Here is a 15,153-nt window from a genome sequence, read left to right on the forward strand (position 1 = left end):
ACGTGGCTAGAAATACCCCGCTAAACCTATACCGAAATATCGGTATTTCGGCGCACATTGACGCCGGCAAAACAACGACCACCGAGCGTATTCTGTTTTACACCGGTGTGAACCATAAACTCGGCGAAGTTCACGATGGCGCTGCCACCATGGACTGGATGGAACAAGAGCAAGAACGCGGTATTACCATTACCTCAGCAGCAACGACTTGCTTCTGGTCAGGTATGGCAAGCCAGTTCGAAAAGCACCAAATCAACATCATTGATACCCCAGGCCACGTTGACTTCACCATTGAAGTTGAGCGTTCTATGCGTGTGCTCGATGGTGCTTGCATGGTTTATTGCGCGGTTGGTGGTGTGCAGCCACAGTCGGAGACTGTGTGGCGCCAGGCCAACAAGTACAAAGTACCTCGTTTGGCGCTGGTCAACAAAATGGACCGTACAGGTGCCAATTTCTTCCGCGTTGTTGAGCAGATGAAAACGCGTCTGGGCGCCAGCCCGGTGCCTATGGTTGTCCCCATTGGTGCTGAAGAAAATTTCGAAGGCGTGGTTGATCTGGTTGGCATGAAAGCCATCTATTGGGATGAAGCCAGCCAAGGTATGAAATTTGACGAGCGCGATATTCCTGCTGAACTGCTTGACGAGTGCAATACCTGGCGTGAAAACCTCGTTGAGACAGCTGCCGAAGCGTCTGAAGAGCTCATGAATGAGTACTTGGAGAATGGCGAGCTGAGCAACGAGCAGATTCACAAAGCTATTCGTATGCGTACATTGGCGGGTGAAATTCAGCCGATGTTCTGTGGTACTGCGTTTAAAAACAAGGGCGTGCAGTTGATGTTGGATGCGGTAATTCGTTACCTGCCAGCCCCCAACGATGTCGCTGACGTGGTGGGTATTCTCGACGACAAGGCTGAAACTGAAGCCAAGCGTAAGTCGTCTGACGAAGAGCCATTCTCGGCCTTGGCTTTCAAAATCATGAACGATAAGTTCGTTGGTAACTTGACCTTCGTGCGTGTCTATTCGGGTGTGCTGAAATCTGGTGGCGCAGCCTGGAACCCCGTGAAGTCCAAGAAAGAGCGTATCGGTCGTATCTTGCAGATGCACGCTAACCAGCGTGAAGAAATCAGCGAAATTCGTGCCGGCGATATTGCCGCACTCGTTGGCTTAAAAGATGTCACTACGGGTGACACGCTGTGCGACGAAACCGACATCATCACGCTTGAGCGTATGGAGTTCCCTGAGCCGGTTATTTCGGTTGCTGTGGAGCCCAAAACTAAAGCTGACCAAGAGAAAATGTCGATCGCTTTGGGTCGCTTAGCGAAAGAGGATCCATCTTTCCGCGTGCGCACAGACGAAGAATCAGCGCAAACGATTATCTCCGGTATGGGTGAGCTTCACCTTGATATTCTGGTGGATCGTATGCGTCGTGAATTCGGCGTTGAGGCAAATATCGGTAAGCCACAGGTTGCCTATCGCGAAACGATCCGCTCTGCGGTCGACACCGAAGGCAAGTTTGTGCGTCAGTCGGGTGGTCGCGGTCAGTATGGTCACGTGCTGCTTCGTCTCAAGCCTATTTATGGCGACGAAGAAGGCGTGGACTACAAGTTCATTGAAGAAGTTGTTGGTGGTACGGTGCCAAAAGAGTATTTCGGCGCTGTCGACAAAGGTATTCAAGAGCAAATGGCTAACGGCGTGCTCGCTGGCTACCCAATCGTTGGTATTCAAGCCACGCTGTATGACGGCTCGTATCACGACGTTGACTCCAACGAAATGGCCTTCAAAATCGCAGCCAGCATGGGCTTCAAGCGTGGCTTCATGGACGCTGATCCGGTATTGCTCGAGCCCTTGATGAAAGTCGAAGTGGAAACACCTGAAGACTATATGGGTGACATCATGGGTGACTTGAGTCGTCGTCGCGGTAACTTGCAGGGCATGGAAGATTTGCCCGGCGGTGCCAAGTCGATTCGTGCAGAAGTGCCCTTGTCAGAAATGTTTGGCTACGCCACCGACATGCGTTCGATGTCACAAGGCCGTGCCACATTTACCATGGAGTTCGGCAAGTACGCAGAAACACCGAAAAACGTGGCTGATGCAATCATTACCAAGTACACCGCTAAGCGTAGCGCTGGCGAATAAGCAACCTGGGCGTCGCCTCCGCTAATTGGGTGCGGCGCTATACAGAACTTTTGAGGATATAAAAAATGGCAAAGGCAAAGTTTGAACGTAACAAGCCGCACGTAAACGTCGGCACCATCGGTCACGTCGACCACGGCAAAACCACATTGACTGCTGCGATCGCAACCACGTGCTCGAAGCTGTATGGCGGCGAAGCCAAAGGCTACGACCAAATCGACTCGACACCTGAAGAAAAGTCACGCGGCATCACCATCAACACTGCGCACGTTGAGTACGACAGCCCAATCCGTCACTACGCGCACGTCGATTGCCCCGGTCACGCTGACTATGTGAAAAACATGATCACCGGTGCGGCTCAAATGGACGGCGCTATCCTCGTGATCGCTGCCACCGACGGCCCCATGGCGCAAACCCGTGAGCACATCCTGTTGTCACGTCAGGTTGGCGTGCCATACATCGTTGTGTTCTTAAACAAATGCGATCTGGTTGACGACGAAGAGCTGTTAGAGCTCGTTGAGATGGAAGTTCGCGAACTGCTCAGCATGTACAAATTTCCAGGCGATGACACCCCGATCATTCGCGGTTCCGCTCTGCAAGCACTGAATGGCGAAACTTCCGAGTTCGGTACGCCAGCCATTGCTCAGCTGATTGAAACACTGGATTCCTACATTCCAGAACCCACACGCGCCATCGATAAGCCATTCTTGATGCCTATTGAAGACGTGTTCTCGATCTCCGGTCGCGGCACCGTGGTTACCGGTCGTGTTGAGCGTGGCATTGTGAAAGTCGGCGAAGAAATTGAGATCGTGGGTCTGAAAGACACCGTGAAAACGACCTGCACCGGCGTGGAGATGTTCCGCAAACTGCTCGACGAAGGTCGTGCTGGTGAGAACTGCGGCGTGTTGTTGCGCGGTACGAAGCGTGAAGACGTGCAGCGCGGTCAGGTTCTGGCCAAGCCAGGCACCATCAAGCCACACACACAGTTCGAATCCGAAATCTATGTGTTGGGTAAAGATGAAGGCGGTCGTCACACACCATTCTTCAAAGGCTACCGTCCACAGTTCTACTTCCGTACCACGGATGTGACTGGTGCGATTGAGCTGCCAGAAGGCGTTGAGATGGTCATGCCCGGCGACAACATCAAAGTCAATGTGACCTTGATTGCGCCAATCGCTATGGAAGAAGGCTTGCGCTTCGCCATCCGTGAAGGCGGTCGTACCGTCGGCGCCGGTGTTGTCGCCAAAATCTTCGCCTAAGCATAAGAGCCCCAGCGCATGTCATGTGCTGGGGCCTTGTTAAGCGAGTCAGTCGTTATAGCGAGTGGCAGTAGAAATAAATCAGATATCCCTTGCGGATATCATCTGCAGCCATTATTATGCGCCACCCAAGATATTTGGGTGAACACCTAGGGCATCGTTCCTGGGCCGGTTTTTAGGAGTCTTCTATTAGTTAGCAAGCTAGTAGTGGGCTAGTTTTTTTTTGCTTTGGAGTTGCTGGAATGGCTAACCAGAGAATCCGCATCCGCCTGAAAGCGTTCGATCATCGCCTGATCGACCAGTCGGCGCTCGAGATTGTGGAAACCGCGAAACGTACTGGGGCGCAAGTGTGTGGCCCTATCCCGATGCCTACACGCATCGAGCGTTTCAACGTACTGTCATCGCCGCACGTCAATAAAGACGCACGCGATCAGTATGAAATTCGCACCCATAAGCGCTTGGTTGACATTGTTCAGCCTACCGACAAAACCGTCGATGCGCTGATGAAATTGGACCTCGCTGCTGGCGTAGACGTCCAAATCAGCTTGGGTTGATCGTTCAGCAGAAGGTCTCCTCTGAGACAGTGTGCCAAAGAGGTCTGAATACATGGCTATTGGATTAGTCGGTCGTAAATGTGGGATGACGCGCGTTTTCACAGAAGCAGGTGTTTCGGTGCCGGTGACTGTGATCGAAGTCGATCCAAACCGCATTACGCAAATCAAATCGCTCGAAAGCGATGGTTATCAAGCGGTGCAAGTAACAGCGGGCGAGCGTCGTGCTTCGCGCGTTACGAAAGCAATGGCTGGTCACTTCGCTAAAGCAAACGTAGCAGCTGGTCGTGGCGTGTGGGAATTCCGCGTTGCTGGCGATGAAGCTGCTGAGTTGGCAATTGGTGGTGAGTTGACTGTGGCGCTTTTCGAAGCTGGCCAAGTGGTTGACGTCACTGGTACATCGAAAGGTAAAGGTTTCCAAGGCGGTGTTAAGCGCTGGAATTTCCGTACCCAAGATGCCACGCACGGTAACTCTGTGTCGCACCGCGTGCACGGCTCCACCGGTCAGAATCAAAGCCCAGGTAAAGTCTTTAAGGGCAAGAAAATGGCTGGCCACATGGGTGCCGAGCGCGTCACCGTTCAAGGTCTGGAAGTCGTATCGATTGATGCAGAGCGCAATGTGCTCGTCATCAAAGGTGCTGTGCCGGGCGCAACCGGTAATGACGTTATCGTACGTCCGACCGTGAAGGCCTGAGGAGAATAACGTGAACCTCAAGACTGTATCCGGGTCCGCCGTTGAGCTCTCCGAAGTTGCATTCGGCAAAGAGTTTAACGAAGCCCTAGTGCACCAAGTGGTTGTTGCCTACATGGCTGGTGCTCGTCAGGGCACTAAAGCGCAGAAGTCACGCGCTGAAGTCAGTGGTGGCGGCAAGAAGCCATTTAAACAAAAAGGTTCGGGTCGCGCCCGTGCTGGTTCGATTCGCAGCCCCATTTGGCGTGGCGGCGGTAAGAGCTTTGCAGCACGTCCGCAAGACTGGGATCAAAAAGTAAACCGTAAGATGTATCGCGGTGCCATGCAGTGCATTTTGGCTGAGCTCGTTCGCCAAGATCGCCTGGTACTTGTTGATGACTTTACGGTTTCTGCTCCAAAGACCAAAGAGCTGATGGCTAAGCTGAACGGCCTAGGTCTAACCAACGCGCTGATCATCACTGATGCTGTTGACGAGAATTTGTATCTCGCCGCGCGCAACATTCCGCATATCGATGTCATCGATACCACGGCTGTTGATCCAGTGAGCTTGATTGGCTTCGATAAGGTGCTGATTTCAGTGCCTGCAGCCAAGAAACTTGAGGTGGAATTAGGATGAGCCAGGATCGTCTGCTGCAAGTATTGCTTGCGCCGCATGTGTCCGAGAAGGCCACGATGGTAGCTGAAAAGCATCGTCAAGTGGTTTTCAAGGTGAGTCGCGACGCCAACAAGCTAGAAATCAAGAAGGCCGTGGAAGATCTTTTCAAGGTCAAAGTTGATTCAGTGAATACCACGCTGGTCAAGGGCAAAAGCAAACGCTTTGGTCGCTCCCTCGGCCGTCGCCAAGACTTCAAAAAGGCATATGTCGCTTTGAAGGAAGGCTTTGACATCGACTTCAATGCCATTGGCACAGTCGAATAAGGGCCCGGAGAACTGACATGGCAATTGTAAAATGCAAACCGACCTCGCCAGGTCGCCGCTTCGTCGAGAAGGTGGTTCATTCCCACCTGCACAAAGGTCGCCCACATGCGCCACTCGTTGAATCGCAAAAGCGTTCAGGCGGTCGTAACAATAATGGCCACATCACCATGCGTCACATTGGTGGTGGTCATAAGCAACTATATCGTGTGATCGATTTCAAACGCGTCAAAGATGGCATTCCAGCCACCGTTGAGCGTATTGAATACGATCCCAATCGCACCGCGCACATTGCGCTGCTGAAATACGCAGACGGTGACCGTCGTTACATGATCGCGCTGAAAAATCAGCAAGTTGGCGATCAAGTGATGTCTGGCGATGCGGCTCCGATCAAAGTCGGCAACGTCTTACCTCTGCGCAATATGCCGTTGGGTTCGACTATCTGCTGCATCGAGTTGAAGCCTGGTAAAGGCGCGCAATTAGTGCGTTCAGCCGGTACATCAGCGCAGTTGCTCGGCCGTGATGGTAGCTATGCGATCGTGCGTTTACGCTCAGGCGAAATGCGCAAAATTCACGTCGATTGCCGTGCGGCTTTCGGTGAAGTGTCCAACAGCGAACACAGCTTGCGTTCGTTGGGTAAGGCCGGTGCTAGCCGCTGGCGCGGTGTTCGTCCGACAGTTCGTGGTATGGCCATGAACCCGGTTGATCACCCGCATGGTGGTGGTGAAGGCCGTAACAAGGGCATGCAGCCGGTGTCGCCATGGGGCACGCCGTCCAAGGGTTATAAAACCCGTAACAACAAGCGCACTAGCGGCATGATTGTCCGCGACCGTCGCGTCAAGTAATGGGTAGAGGAGTCTTATTGTGCCTCGTTCACTGAAAAAGGGTCCGTTTGTTGATACCCACCTGTTCATTAAGGTGGAAGCAGCAGCGGCAGCCAACTCGAAAAAGCCCATCAAGACCTGGTCGCGTCGTTCGATGATTCTGCCGGAAATGGTTGGTTTAACGATTGCTGTGCATAACGGCAAACAACACGTGCCAGTGTTCGTCACCGAACACATGGTTGGTCATAAGCTAGGCGAATTCGCGCCGACACGTACCTATCGCGGTCACGTTGTCGACAAGAAATCGAAGCGATAAGGAGAGCAAGATGGAAGCGATCGCAAAATTGCGTGGCGCGCCGATTTCGGCTCAAAAAGCTCGCCTCGTCGCCGATCAAGTCCGCGGTCAATCCGTGGAGCTCGCCCTCAATACGTTGAATTTCAGCGATAAGAAGGCAGCACGCTTTGTTAAGAAAGTGCTCGAGTCGGCAATTGCCAACGCCGAGCATAACCAGGGGGCGGATGTGGACGAACTGCGTGTCGCCACTATCTGTGTAGATGAAGGCGTATCGCTTAAACGTATCATGCCGCGTGCCAAAGGCCGCGCTGATCGTATCACCAAGCGTACTTGCCACATCTCCGTCACCGTGGCTGAAGGCAAGTAAGGGGCTGAAGAAATGGGTCAGAAAGTTCATCCAATTGGTATCCGCCTAGGCGTTGTTAAAAAGCACAACGCCAACTGGTATGCCAGCCCGAAGCAATACGCTGAGTTTCTACTCGCTGACTTGCAAGTGCGTGAGTTTTTAAGTGTTCGTTTGAAGGCTGCTTCGGTAAGCAAAGTGCTTATTGAGCGTCCATCAGAGAATGCGCGTATTACGATTTCAACAGCACGCCCTGGTGTGTTGATTGGCAAGAAAGGTGAGGACGTTGAACGTCTACGCCGTGATGTTGCCAAACTGATGAAGATGCCGGTGCAGATCAACATCGATGAAATCCGTAAGCCAGATTTAGATGCCAAGCTCGTTGCCGAAGGTATTGCCTCGCAGCTCGAGCGTCGTGTGATGTTCCGTCGCGCCATGAAGCGCGCGGTACAGAACTCCATGCGTGCTGGCGCTAAAGGGATCAAGGTTGAAGTCTCGGGTCGTTTGGGCGGAGCAGAAATTGCCCGTACTGAATGGTACCGCGAAGGCCGTGTGCCACTTCACACTCTGCGTGCTGACATCGATTATTCGATCGTCCGTGCTGAAACCACTTACGGCTGTATTGGCGTGAAAGTGTGGATTTTCAAGGGTGAAATCCTGGGTGGTATGGATCAGGCCTATGCGCCGGCTCCTGCCGAGGAAGCCCGTCCCGCTAAAAAGCGCGGCCCGAAGAACTAAGGGGTTGAGAGATGTTACAGCCTAAAAGAACTAAGTTCCGCAAGATGCACAAAGGCCGCAACACGGGCCTGGCGCTTCGTGGTAGCACGGTGTCATTCGGTACGATTGCGTTGAAATCAGTTGAGCGTGGCCGTATTACGGCGCGTCAAATTGAAGCGGCTCGTCGTGCGATTTCACGTCGTGTGAAGCGTGGCGGCAAAATCTTCATCCGCGTCTTCCCAGACAAGCCCATCACCAAGAAGCCCTTGGAAGTCCGTATGGGTAAAGGTAAAGGTAGCGTGGAGTATTGGGTGGCTGAAATTCAGCCAGGCAAAATTCTTTATGAGATGGAAGGTGTTCCTGATGCCTTGGCTCGTGAAGCGTTTATCCTGGCTGCCGCCAAGCTGCCTCTCAAGACCACCATTGTTACTCGGACGGTGATGTAATGAACGGCAAAGATTTACGTGAAAAGAGCGTTGAGGACTTGAACAAAGAGCTCAGCAACTTGCAGCGTCAGCAGTTTACGCTGCGTATGGCTCAGGCGACCGGTCAATTGGCTCAAAACCACAAGATCGATGTAGTCCGCAAGGGCATCGCCCGTGTCAAGACCATCCTGACCGAAAAGGAAGGTAACTGACCATGACTGAACAGTCCAAAATTCAACGTATCGTTGTAGGCAAAGTGATCAGCAACAAGATGGATAAATCCATTACTGTGCTGATCGAGCGCAAAGTGAAGCACCCGGTGTATGGCAAATACATCACTCGCTCCACCAAGCTGCATGCTCACGATGAAGCAAACATTTGCCAAGAAGGTGATCTGGTCTCGATTCAAGAGTGCCGACCACTGTCCAAGTTGAAAAACTGGGTCTTGGTGGAAGTACTAGAGAAAGCTGAAGCTTAAGCAGTTCGGCTTGCGACTTTGTGTCGCATCAGTTAGGATTTCGCGCCCCACATTGAGGGGCTCCCTTTTTGTAGGGTTTGGAGAGAGTAATGATTCAGACCGAAACGATGCTCGAGGTTGCTGACAACAGCGGCGCTCGTCGTGTCATGTGTATCAAGGTTCTCGGCGGTTCGCATCGTCGTTATGCCTCGGTCGGTGATGTCATCAAGGTCACTGTGAAGGAAGCAATTCCGCGCGGTAAGGTCAAAAAAGGCGATGTCATGAACGCCGTGGTTGTGCGTACCAAAAAAGGTATTCGCCGCCCAGACGGTTCATTGATTCGTTTCGATGACAATGCTGCTGTGATCTTGAACAACAACAAGTCCCCGATCGGCACCCGTATCTTTGGGCCAGTGACTCGCGAATTGCGTACTGAGCAATTCATGAAGATCATCTCGCTCGCCCCTGAAGTGCTGTGAGGTAGACAGAGATGGCAAAGATTAAGCGTGACGACGAAGTGGTCGTGATTGCAGGTAAAGATAAAGGCAAGCGCGGCAAAGTGCTAAGCATTGCTGAAGGCCGTGTTTTGGTTGCCGGTGTAAACTTGGTGAAGAAGCACGTTAAGCCCAATCCGAACCGTGGTGAGCAAGGCGGTATTTTAGAGCGCGAAGCGTCCTTAAATATCTCCAATATCGCCCTTTTCAATCAGGCCACAAACAAAGCAGACCGCGTTGGTTATAAGGTCTTGGAAGACGGTAAAAAAGTCCGTGTTTTCAAGTCGACCGGCGAAGTCGCTGACATTAAGTAAGGTAGGTTGGTTGAAATGGCCAGACTGAGAGCTGTATTTAAAAATGAGATCGCACCCAAGCTGCAAGAAGAGCTGGGTCTCAAGAACGTGATGGAAATTCCACGCATCACAAAGATTACTCTGAATATGGGAGTGGGCGGTGCCAGCCAAGATAAGAAGCTTATCGATGGCGCCGTGGCCGATATGCAGTTGATTTCTGGCCAAAAACCCGTTGTCACGCTAGCCCGTAAATCCATTGCCGGTTTCAAGATCCGCGATGGTTGGCCCATTGGCTGCAAAGTAACTCTGCGCGGCGACATGATGTATGAGTTTTTGGATCGCCTGATTGGCGTGACGATTCCTCGTATTCGTGACTTCCGCGGGTTTAGCCCGAAATCATTTGATGGTCGTGGCAACTATAGCCTCGGCTTGAAAGAGCAAATCGTTTTCACAGAAATCGATTACGACAAAATCGATCGTCTGCGCGGTATGGATGTGGTGATTACCACGACTGCTCGCAGCGACGACGAAGGCCGCGCTTTGCTGCGTGCTTTCCAGTTCCCGTTTAAGTGAGGCTGAGACATGGCTAAGAAGAGCATGAAGAATCGCGAATTAAAGCGCGAAAAACTGGTTGCCAAGTTCTCAACACTTCGTCAGGAACTGAAAGCAACTATTTCAAACGTCAATGCATCGGATGAAGATCGTTGGTCTGCCATTCTGCGCTTGCAAGGGTTGCCACGTGATTCGAGCCCGAGCCGTCTGCGTAATCGCTGCGGTTTGACGGGTCGTCCACATGGTTATTTCCGTAAGTTTGGTCTGTCGCGTATTAAGTTGCGTGAAGCTGTGATGCGTGGCGATGTGCCAGGCGTTGTCAAGGCCAGCTGGTAAGAGGGTTACAGAATGAGTATGCAAGATACCGTTGCGGATATGCTAACCCGCATTCGTAACGCCCAACGTGCTGGTAAGCCATCGGTTGGCATGCCATCGTCGAAGCTGAAAGTGTCTTTAGCTAACGTGTTGCAGAGCGAAGGCTATGTCTCTGGTTCAGCAGTTAGCGAAGGCCCTAAGCCCGTGCTGACGGTGACTTTGAAGTATTTCGAAGGCAAGCCAGTTATTGAAGAAATCAAGCGTGTAAGCCGTCCTGGTCTGCGTATTTATAAAGGCGCCAATGACTTACCACGCGTCAAGCAGGGCTTAGGTGTTCTGCTTGTATCGACTAACAAGGGCATCATGACTGATCGTGCCGCACGCGCCGCTGGCGTGGGTGGCGAAGTCATCGCGCTCGTGTCGTAAGGGGAAGCGAAGATGTCTCGTGTTGCCAAATCCCCGGTTACTCTGCCAGCAGGCGTTGAAGTAACCATTCAGGGTCAAGAAGTCCAAGTGAAAGGCGCTAAAGGTGTAATGAGCATTGAGCTCAACAGCTTGGTTGCCGTTGCACAAGAAGGTACAGAGTTAAAGCTTTCGCCACGCGAAGATACACAAGCCGGTTGGATGCAAACGGGTACTGCCCGTGCTGTGCTCAACAACTTTGTGATCGGTGTGTCGGCGGGTTTTGAGCGTAAATTGCAGCTCATTGGCGTTGGTTACAAAGCTGCCGCCAAAGGTAAAGTACTGAACCTGGCGCTTGGTTACTCTCACCCGATTGATTTCGAATTGCCCGAAGGTGTTACGGCTGAAACGCCAACACCGACTGAGATCATTTTGAAATCGGTCAACAAGCAGCTCCTCGGTCAGGTTGCCGCCAATGTGCGTGGTTACCGTCCGCCAGAGCCTTATAAAGGCAAGGGTGTTCGTTACGCTGACGAAAACGTCGTGCGTAAAGAAGCCAAGAAGAAGTAAAGGGTAGCCTTATCATGAACGACAAGAAAGTTTCTCGTCAGCGTCGTGCCCGTAGCACGCGTATTAAAATTCGCGAGCAAGGTGCAGTTCGTCTGTGTGTAAACCGCACGCCACGCCATATGTATGCACAGATTATCTCTGCAGACAGTGGTTCGGTTTTGGCGCAGGCATCGACACTCGATGCCTCGATGCGCGATGGCAGCACAGGCAATATCGATGCGGCCAAAAAAGTTGGTGCGTTGGTAGCTGAGCGCGCTAAGGCAGCCGGCATCACACGCGTCGCGTTTGATCGCTCGGGCTTTAAGTATCACGGTCGCGTGCAAGCATTAGCTGATGCTGCGCGTGAAGCCGGTCTAGAATTCTAAGGGTTGAATCATGGCTAAGCTTGAACAAAACGAAGGTTTCGTCGAGAAGCTGGTTGAAGTCAACCGAGTTTCTAAGACCGTCAAAGGCGGTAAAATTTTTGCTTTTACAGCGCTGACTGTAGTTGGTGATGGTAATGGTCGTGTGGGCTTTGGTCGCGGTAAAGCGCGCGAAGTACCAGCCGCCATTCAGAAAGCATTGGAAGCAGCTCGTCGCAACATGATCCAAGTGGATCTGAATGGTTCAACCATTCAGCATCCTATCAATGGTCGTCATGGTGCCACTCGCGTTTACATGCAGCCTGCCTCTGAAGGTACGGGTGTTATTGCCGGCGGCGCAATGCGTGCTGTATTGGAGGTTGCTGGTGTGCAAAACGTGTTGGCTAAGTGCTACGGCTCGACAAACGCTAATAACGTGGTTCACGCCACTTTCAATGGCCTGTCTGAGATGACATCGCCGGATCAGGTTGCTGCGAAGCGCGGCCTGACGGTTGAAGAAATCCTGGGGTAATGCGATGAGCACCATTAAAGTCACACAAGTGCGCTCCGGCGCACACAAGCTCAAGAACCACAAGCTCTGCTTGAAGGGTCTTGGTTTGCGCCGCATCGGTCATACGGTTGAGGTCATCGACACTCCGTCTAACCGCGGCATGATCAACAAGATTTACTATCTTGTGAAGGTTGAGGGTTAATCATGCATTTAAATGATCTGAGTCCTGCTGAAGGCTCAACCCATGCGCCTAAGCGCCGTGGCCGTGGTATTGGTTCTGGCTTGGGTAAGACCGGTGGTGTTGGTGTAAAAGGCCAAAAATCGCGCGGTAAGGGTAAAGTGCGTCCCGGTTTCGAAGGCGGTCAAATGCCTTTGTATCGTCGTCTGCCTAAGTTTGGTTTTACGTCGTTAAAGCAGCAGGTAACAGCCGAAGTACGCTTGTCTGAAATCAACTTGGTTGATGGCGAGGAAGTGACGCTAGAGTCGTTGAAAGCGGCCAATGTCGTTCGTAACGACATGACGCGTGCTCGCGTTATCTTGTCTGGTGAAGTGACTCGTGCATTGACCATTAAAGGCGTGACAGTGACTAAAGGCGCACGTGCTGCTATTGAAGCAGCCGGCGGCAAAGTAGAGGAATAAGCCGAATGGCGAAGCAAGGCGCTCAACAAGCACGCGAGATGTTACAAACGCCAGGCATGCAGAAAGGTATGTCTGAGCTGTGGCGTCGTATTGGCTTTCTGTTGCTCGCCTTGTTGGTTTTTCGCCTCGGTGCTCACATACCGGTGCCGGGTATTAACCCGACTCGGTTAGCTGAGCTGTTCGATCAAAATAAAGACACCATCTTGAGCTTATTTAATATGTTCTCTGGTGGTGCCCTTGAGCGCATGTCTATTCTCGCATTGGGCATTATGCCGTATATCTCTGCGTCAATTATCATGCAGCTCGCTGCGACGGTTATTCCCTCATTGGAAGCGCTAAAGAAAGAAGGTGAGGCGGGTCGTCGTCAGATTAATCAATACACACGCTATGGCACAGTCCTTTTGGCGTTCATTCAGTCATTAGGCATGTCTGCGGGTTTGGTTTCCCAAGGCATTACACTTAATGAAGGCGTGGCGTTCTTTGTGCCTGCCGTGGTGAGTTTGGTTGCTGGCTCGGTCTTCTTGATGTGGCTGGGTGAACAGATCACTGAGCGTGGTGTTGGTAACGGTATTTCCATGTTGATTTTTGCCGGTATTGTGGCTGGGATGCCTGGTGCTGTTGGTTTGGCGCTAGAATCTGCACGTCAGGGCGAAATCAGTGTGTTGGCGCTTCTTGTTATTGCTTTGCTAGCCATCGCGGTGATTGCTGCAGTGGTCTTCATGGAGCGCGGCCAACGCCGTATTACCGTGCAATATGCCCAGCGCCAGCAAGGTCGTCGTGTGTTTGCCGCGCAACAAAGCCACTTGCCGTTAAAGTTAAACATGGCCGGTGTTATTCCAGCGATTTTTGCTAGTTCGTTGCTGCTGTTTCCAGCCAGTATTGGCCAATGGTTTGCGCAATCGCCTAACCCAACGACTTTCCAGCGCGTGCTGCAAGAAATGTCGTTATTACTCGCCCCAGCGCAGCCTTTATATTTGCTGCTGTTTGCGGTGTTGATTATTTTCTTCTGCTACTTCTACACGGCGTTAGTGTTCAACCCGCGTGATGTAGCCGATAACCTGAAGAAGTCCGGTGCGTATATCCCGGGTATTCGTCCAGGGGAACAAACCAGTCGTTATATTGATACTGTGTTGGGTCGTTTGACGCTCGTCGGTTCGTTGTACATGACTGCTGTGTGTTTGCTGCCAATGATTCTGCAAGTCACATTTAATGTGCCTTTCTATCTCGGTGGTACCTCTTTGTTGATCGTCGTTGTTGTGGTTATGGACTTTATGTCACAAGTCCAGTCCCACCTCATGTCGCAGCAATATGAGTCATTAATGAAAAAATCTAACCTGAAAGGCTTTGGCCCTGCTGGTCAGATTCGTTAATTCTCGCGATTTAGTTATTTTGTTGGAGTAGGTGGACCATGAAAGTTCAAGCCTCGGTAAAAAAGATTTGTGGCAGCTGTAAAATTGTTCGTCGCAATGGAAGCCTTCGTGTGATCTGCAGCGCTGAACCGCGCCACAAGCAACGTCAAGGTTAATCTCAGTAAACGATTGCATTCGGCCAGCTGAGCCGTTAGACTCTTGCGCCTTTCGCGCATGGTCCGAATCATCGGTCTGATACGAAAAGAAGTGGAGTAAAGGTCAATGGCTCGTATTGCCGGCGTCAACATTCCTGATAACAAACATGCAGTCATTTCATTGACTTACATTTTTGGTATCGGTCGCACAACCTCAGTGAAGATCCTCTCCGCTGTGGGCATCGCACCGGAAACTAAGATCAAAGATCTTACCGATGCGCAGCTCGATTTGGTTCGTGCTCAAGTCGCTACACACGCGACAGAGGGTGACCTCCGTCGTGAAGTATCCATGAACATTAAACGTCTCATGGACTTAGGTTGCTATCGTGGCATGCGTCATCGTCGTGGACTACCAGTCCGCGGTCAGCGCACTAAAACGAATGCTCGTACTCGTAAGGGTCCGCGCAAGGCACTTAAACGGTAGTTTTTATTAATTTTTGCTGAACTCGGAAGCTAAAAGATGGCAAAAGATAACTCGCGCGCACGCAAGAAAGTGACCCGTCAGGTCTCTGACGGTATTGCGCACATTCATGCGTCTTTTAATAACACCATTGTGATGATTACCGATCGTCAAGGTAATGCACTGGCCTGGGCCACCTCAGGTGGTCAGGGCTTCCGCGGTTCCCGCAAGTCCACCCCATTTGCTGCACAGGTTGCCGCTGAAGTCGCAGGTAAAGCTGCTTCGGAATACGGCCTGAAAAACCTAGATGTGCAAGTGAAGGGTCCGGGCCCGGGCCGCGAGTCCGCCGTGCGTGCTTTGAACGCCGCTGGTTATAAGATCAATAGCATTTCAGATGTGACACCCATCCCGCACAACGGATGCCGTCCTTCTAAAAAGCGTCGCGTGTAAGAGGAGACTGGGA

General features: G+C 51.8%; 27 protein-coding genes. All 27 read left to right on the top strand.

What is annotated here, in order from left to right:
• The first annotated feature begins 2 nt into the window (after window positions 1–2).
• The gene (gene fusA / locus DFR26_RS03915) at window positions 3–2,135 is read left to right on the top strand and encodes an elongation factor G (protein ID WP_116207670.1); all 2,133 of its coding nucleotides are present in this window, start codon (window positions 3–5) and stop codon (window positions 2,133–2,135) included.
• A gap of 65 nt (window positions 2,136–2,200) precedes the next feature.
• Window positions 2,201–3,391 carry an elongation factor Tu gene (gene tuf / locus DFR26_RS03920; RefSeq protein ID WP_116207671.1) on the top strand — a complete coding sequence of 397 codons (1,191 nt, stop codon included), beginning with the start codon at window positions 2,201–2,203 and terminating at the stop codon, window positions 3,389–3,391.
• A 242-nt stretch (window positions 3,392–3,633) separates the two neighbouring features.
• A complete protein-coding gene (gene rpsJ / locus DFR26_RS03925) occupies window positions 3,634–3,945 on the top strand; it encodes a 30S ribosomal protein S10 (protein WP_116207672.1) in 312 nt (103 codons plus the stop codon).
• Between the two features lie 52 nt (window positions 3,946–3,997).
• On the top strand, window positions 3,998–4,636 hold the full coding sequence (gene rplC, locus DFR26_RS03930) for a 50S ribosomal protein L3 (RefSeq protein ID WP_116207673.1): 639 nt from the start codon (window positions 3,998–4,000) through the stop codon (window positions 4,634–4,636).
• A 10-nt stretch (window positions 4,637–4,646) separates the two neighbouring features.
• A complete protein-coding gene (gene rplD, locus DFR26_RS03935) occupies window positions 4,647–5,249 on the top strand; it encodes a 50S ribosomal protein L4 (protein WP_116207674.1) in 603 nt (200 codons plus the stop codon).
• Window positions 5,246–5,551, top strand: coding sequence for a 50S ribosomal protein L23 (gene rplW / locus DFR26_RS03940; RefSeq protein ID WP_116207675.1), 306 nt, complete (start codon window positions 5,246–5,248; stop codon window positions 5,549–5,551). The genes rplD and rplW overlap by 4 nt, the downstream gene beginning before the upstream one ends.
• Window positions 5,552–5,568: 17 nt before the next feature.
• Entirely contained in the window at window positions 5,569–6,393 is an 825-nt protein-coding gene (rplB, locus tag DFR26_RS03945) for a 50S ribosomal protein L2 (protein WP_116207676.1), read from the top strand.
• A 19-nt stretch (window positions 6,394–6,412) separates the two neighbouring features.
• The gene (rpsS, locus tag DFR26_RS03950; protein ID WP_116207677.1) at window positions 6,413–6,688 is read left to right on the top strand and encodes a 30S ribosomal protein S19; all 276 of its coding nucleotides are present in this window, start codon (window positions 6,413–6,415) and stop codon (window positions 6,686–6,688) included.
• Window positions 6,689–6,698: 10 nt separating this feature from the next.
• Window positions 6,699–7,034 carry a 50S ribosomal protein L22 gene (rplV, locus tag DFR26_RS03955; protein ID WP_116207678.1) on the top strand — a complete coding sequence of 112 codons (336 nt, stop codon included), beginning with the start codon at window positions 6,699–6,701 and terminating at the stop codon, window positions 7,032–7,034.
• A gap of 12 nt (window positions 7,035–7,046) precedes the next feature.
• Window positions 7,047–7,748: a 30S ribosomal protein S3 gene (rpsC, locus tag DFR26_RS03960; RefSeq protein WP_116207679.1), complete on the top strand. Its 702-nt coding sequence runs from the start codon at window positions 7,047–7,049 to the stop codon at window positions 7,746–7,748.
• An 11-nt stretch (window positions 7,749–7,759) separates the two neighbouring features.
• A complete protein-coding gene (gene rplP / locus DFR26_RS03965; protein WP_116207680.1) occupies window positions 7,760–8,173 on the top strand; it encodes a 50S ribosomal protein L16 in 414 nt (137 codons plus the stop codon).
• Complete coding sequence (gene rpmC, locus DFR26_RS03970; RefSeq protein ID WP_116207681.1) at window positions 8,173–8,364, top strand: 50S ribosomal protein L29; 192 nt, start codon at window positions 8,173–8,175, stop codon at window positions 8,362–8,364. Before rplP ends, rpmC begins: the two co-directional genes overlap by 1 nt.
• A 2-nt stretch (window positions 8,365–8,366) precedes the next feature.
• The gene (gene rpsQ, locus DFR26_RS03975; RefSeq protein WP_116207682.1) at window positions 8,367–8,630 is read left to right on the top strand and encodes a 30S ribosomal protein S17; all 264 of its coding nucleotides are present in this window, start codon (window positions 8,367–8,369) and stop codon (window positions 8,628–8,630) included.
• A gap of 89 nt (window positions 8,631–8,719) precedes the next feature.
• A complete protein-coding gene (gene rplN / locus DFR26_RS03980) occupies window positions 8,720–9,088 on the top strand; it encodes a 50S ribosomal protein L14 (protein WP_116207683.1) in 369 nt (122 codons plus the stop codon).
• An 11-nt stretch (window positions 9,089–9,099) separates the two neighbouring features.
• Window positions 9,100–9,417, top strand: a complete 318-nt coding sequence (rplX, locus tag DFR26_RS03985) for a 50S ribosomal protein L24 (protein WP_116207684.1) — start codon at window positions 9,100–9,102, stop codon at window positions 9,415–9,417.
• A gap of 15 nt (window positions 9,418–9,432) precedes the next feature.
• On the top strand, window positions 9,433–9,969 hold the full coding sequence (gene rplE, locus DFR26_RS03990; RefSeq protein WP_116207685.1) for a 50S ribosomal protein L5: 537 nt from the start codon (window positions 9,433–9,435) through the stop codon (window positions 9,967–9,969).
• Between the two features lie 9 nt (window positions 9,970–9,978).
• Entirely contained in the window at window positions 9,979–10,284 is a 306-nt protein-coding gene (rpsN, locus tag DFR26_RS03995; protein WP_116207686.1) for a 30S ribosomal protein S14, read from the top strand.
• A 12-nt stretch (window positions 10,285–10,296) separates the two neighbouring features.
• Entirely contained in the window at window positions 10,297–10,689 is a 393-nt protein-coding gene (gene rpsH, locus DFR26_RS04000) for a 30S ribosomal protein S8 (RefSeq protein WP_116207687.1), read from the top strand.
• A 12-nt stretch (window positions 10,690–10,701) separates the two neighbouring features.
• Window positions 10,702–11,235 carry a 50S ribosomal protein L6 gene (rplF, locus tag DFR26_RS04005; protein ID WP_116207688.1) on the top strand — a complete coding sequence of 178 codons (534 nt, stop codon included), beginning with the start codon at window positions 10,702–10,704 and terminating at the stop codon, window positions 11,233–11,235.
• 14 nt (window positions 11,236–11,249) lie between these two features.
• Window positions 11,250–11,600 (top strand): 50S ribosomal protein L18, encoded by a 351-nt coding sequence (gene rplR / locus DFR26_RS04010; protein WP_116207689.1) that lies wholly within the window; start codon window positions 11,250–11,252, stop codon window positions 11,598–11,600.
• 10 nt (window positions 11,601–11,610) lie between these two features.
• Window positions 11,611–12,108 (top strand): 30S ribosomal protein S5, encoded by a 498-nt coding sequence (gene rpsE / locus DFR26_RS04015; RefSeq protein WP_116207690.1) that lies wholly within the window; start codon window positions 11,611–11,613, stop codon window positions 12,106–12,108.
• Between the two features lie 4 nt (window positions 12,109–12,112).
• Window positions 12,113–12,289 carry a 50S ribosomal protein L30 gene (rpmD, locus tag DFR26_RS04020; RefSeq protein ID WP_116207691.1) on the top strand — a complete coding sequence of 59 codons (177 nt, stop codon included), beginning with the start codon at window positions 12,113–12,115 and terminating at the stop codon, window positions 12,287–12,289.
• A 2-nt stretch (window positions 12,290–12,291) separates the two neighbouring features.
• Window positions 12,292–12,726, top strand: a complete 435-nt coding sequence (gene rplO, locus DFR26_RS04025; RefSeq protein WP_116207692.1) for a 50S ribosomal protein L15 — start codon at window positions 12,292–12,294, stop codon at window positions 12,724–12,726.
• Window positions 12,727–12,764: 38 nt separating this feature from the next.
• Window positions 12,765–14,096, top strand: coding sequence for a preprotein translocase subunit SecY (gene secY, locus DFR26_RS04030; RefSeq protein ID WP_245953029.1), 1,332 nt, complete (start codon window positions 12,765–12,767; stop codon window positions 14,094–14,096).
• Window positions 14,097–14,134: 38 nt separating this feature from the next.
• Entirely contained in the window at window positions 14,135–14,251 is a 117-nt protein-coding gene (rpmJ, locus tag DFR26_RS04035; RefSeq protein ID WP_084683078.1) for a 50S ribosomal protein L36, read from the top strand.
• A gap of 106 nt (window positions 14,252–14,357) precedes the next feature.
• Window positions 14,358–14,714, top strand: a complete 357-nt coding sequence (gene rpsM / locus DFR26_RS04040) for a 30S ribosomal protein S13 (protein WP_116207694.1) — start codon at window positions 14,358–14,360, stop codon at window positions 14,712–14,714.
• 36 nt (window positions 14,715–14,750) lie between these two features.
• Entirely contained in the window at window positions 14,751–15,140 is a 390-nt protein-coding gene (gene rpsK, locus DFR26_RS04045; protein WP_116207695.1) for a 30S ribosomal protein S11, read from the top strand.
• Window positions 15,141–15,153: the final 13 nt, after the last annotated feature.

This window comes from Paraperlucidibaca baekdonensis (assembly GCF_003387535.1).
Classification (GTDB): Bacteria; Pseudomonadota; Gammaproteobacteria; order Pseudomonadales; family Moraxellaceae; genus Perlucidibaca; species Perlucidibaca baekdonensis.

Coding starts and splice junctions, on each gene's coding strand:
- rplW (WP_116207675.1), top strand. CDS start 5,246: ATGAGCCAGGATCGTCTGCTGCAAGTATTGCTTGCGCCGCATGTGTCC.
- rplX (WP_116207684.1), top strand. CDS start 9,100: ATGGCAAAGATTAAGCGTGACGACGAAGTGGTCGTGATTGCAGGTAAA.
- rplP (WP_116207680.1), top strand. CDS start 7,760: ATGTTACAGCCTAAAAGAACTAAGTTCCGCAAGATGCACAAAGGCCGC.
- rplN (WP_116207683.1), top strand. CDS start 8,720: ATGATTCAGACCGAAACGATGCTCGAGGTTGCTGACAACAGCGGCGCT.
- rpsK (WP_116207695.1), top strand. CDS start 14,751: ATGGCAAAAGATAACTCGCGCGCACGCAAGAAAGTGACCCGTCAGGTC.
- rpsM (WP_116207694.1), top strand. CDS start 14,358: ATGGCTCGTATTGCCGGCGTCAACATTCCTGATAACAAACATGCAGTC.
- rplR (WP_116207689.1), top strand. CDS start 11,250: ATGAACGACAAGAAAGTTTCTCGTCAGCGTCGTGCCCGTAGCACGCGT.
- rpsH (WP_116207687.1), top strand. CDS start 10,297: ATGAGTATGCAAGATACCGTTGCGGATATGCTAACCCGCATTCGTAAC.
- rpmD (WP_116207691.1), top strand. CDS start 12,113: ATGAGCACCATTAAAGTCACACAAGTGCGCTCCGGCGCACACAAGCTC.
- rplO (WP_116207692.1), top strand. CDS start 12,292: ATGCATTTAAATGATCTGAGTCCTGCTGAAGGCTCAACCCATGCGCCT.
- rplV (WP_116207678.1), top strand. CDS start 6,699: ATGGAAGCGATCGCAAAATTGCGTGGCGCGCCGATTTCGGCTCAAAAA.
- rpmJ (WP_084683078.1), top strand. CDS start 14,135: ATGAAAGTTCAAGCCTCGGTAAAAAAGATTTGTGGCAGCTGTAAAATT.
- rpsN (WP_116207686.1), top strand. CDS start 9,979: ATGGCTAAGAAGAGCATGAAGAATCGCGAATTAAAGCGCGAAAAACTG.
- tuf (WP_116207671.1), top strand. CDS start 2,201: ATGGCAAAGGCAAAGTTTGAACGTAACAAGCCGCACGTAAACGTCGGC.
- rpmC (WP_116207681.1), top strand. CDS start 8,173: ATGAACGGCAAAGATTTACGTGAAAAGAGCGTTGAGGACTTGAACAAA.
- secY (WP_245953029.1), top strand. CDS start 12,765: ATGTTACAAACGCCAGGCATGCAGAAAGGTATGTCTGAGCTGTGGCGT.
- rplE (WP_116207685.1), top strand. CDS start 9,433: ATGGCCAGACTGAGAGCTGTATTTAAAAATGAGATCGCACCCAAGCTG.
- rpsJ (WP_116207672.1), top strand. CDS start 3,634: ATGGCTAACCAGAGAATCCGCATCCGCCTGAAAGCGTTCGATCATCGC.
- rplF (WP_116207688.1), top strand. CDS start 10,702: ATGTCTCGTGTTGCCAAATCCCCGGTTACTCTGCCAGCAGGCGTTGAA.
- rpsQ (WP_116207682.1), top strand. CDS start 8,367: ATGACTGAACAGTCCAAAATTCAACGTATCGTTGTAGGCAAAGTGATC.
- rpsC (WP_116207679.1), top strand. CDS start 7,047: ATGGGTCAGAAAGTTCATCCAATTGGTATCCGCCTAGGCGTTGTTAAA.
- rplB (WP_116207676.1), top strand. CDS start 5,569: ATGGCAATTGTAAAATGCAAACCGACCTCGCCAGGTCGCCGCTTCGTC.
- rpsE (WP_116207690.1), top strand. CDS start 11,611: ATGGCTAAGCTTGAACAAAACGAAGGTTTCGTCGAGAAGCTGGTTGAA.
- rplC (WP_116207673.1), top strand. CDS start 3,998: ATGGCTATTGGATTAGTCGGTCGTAAATGTGGGATGACGCGCGTTTTC.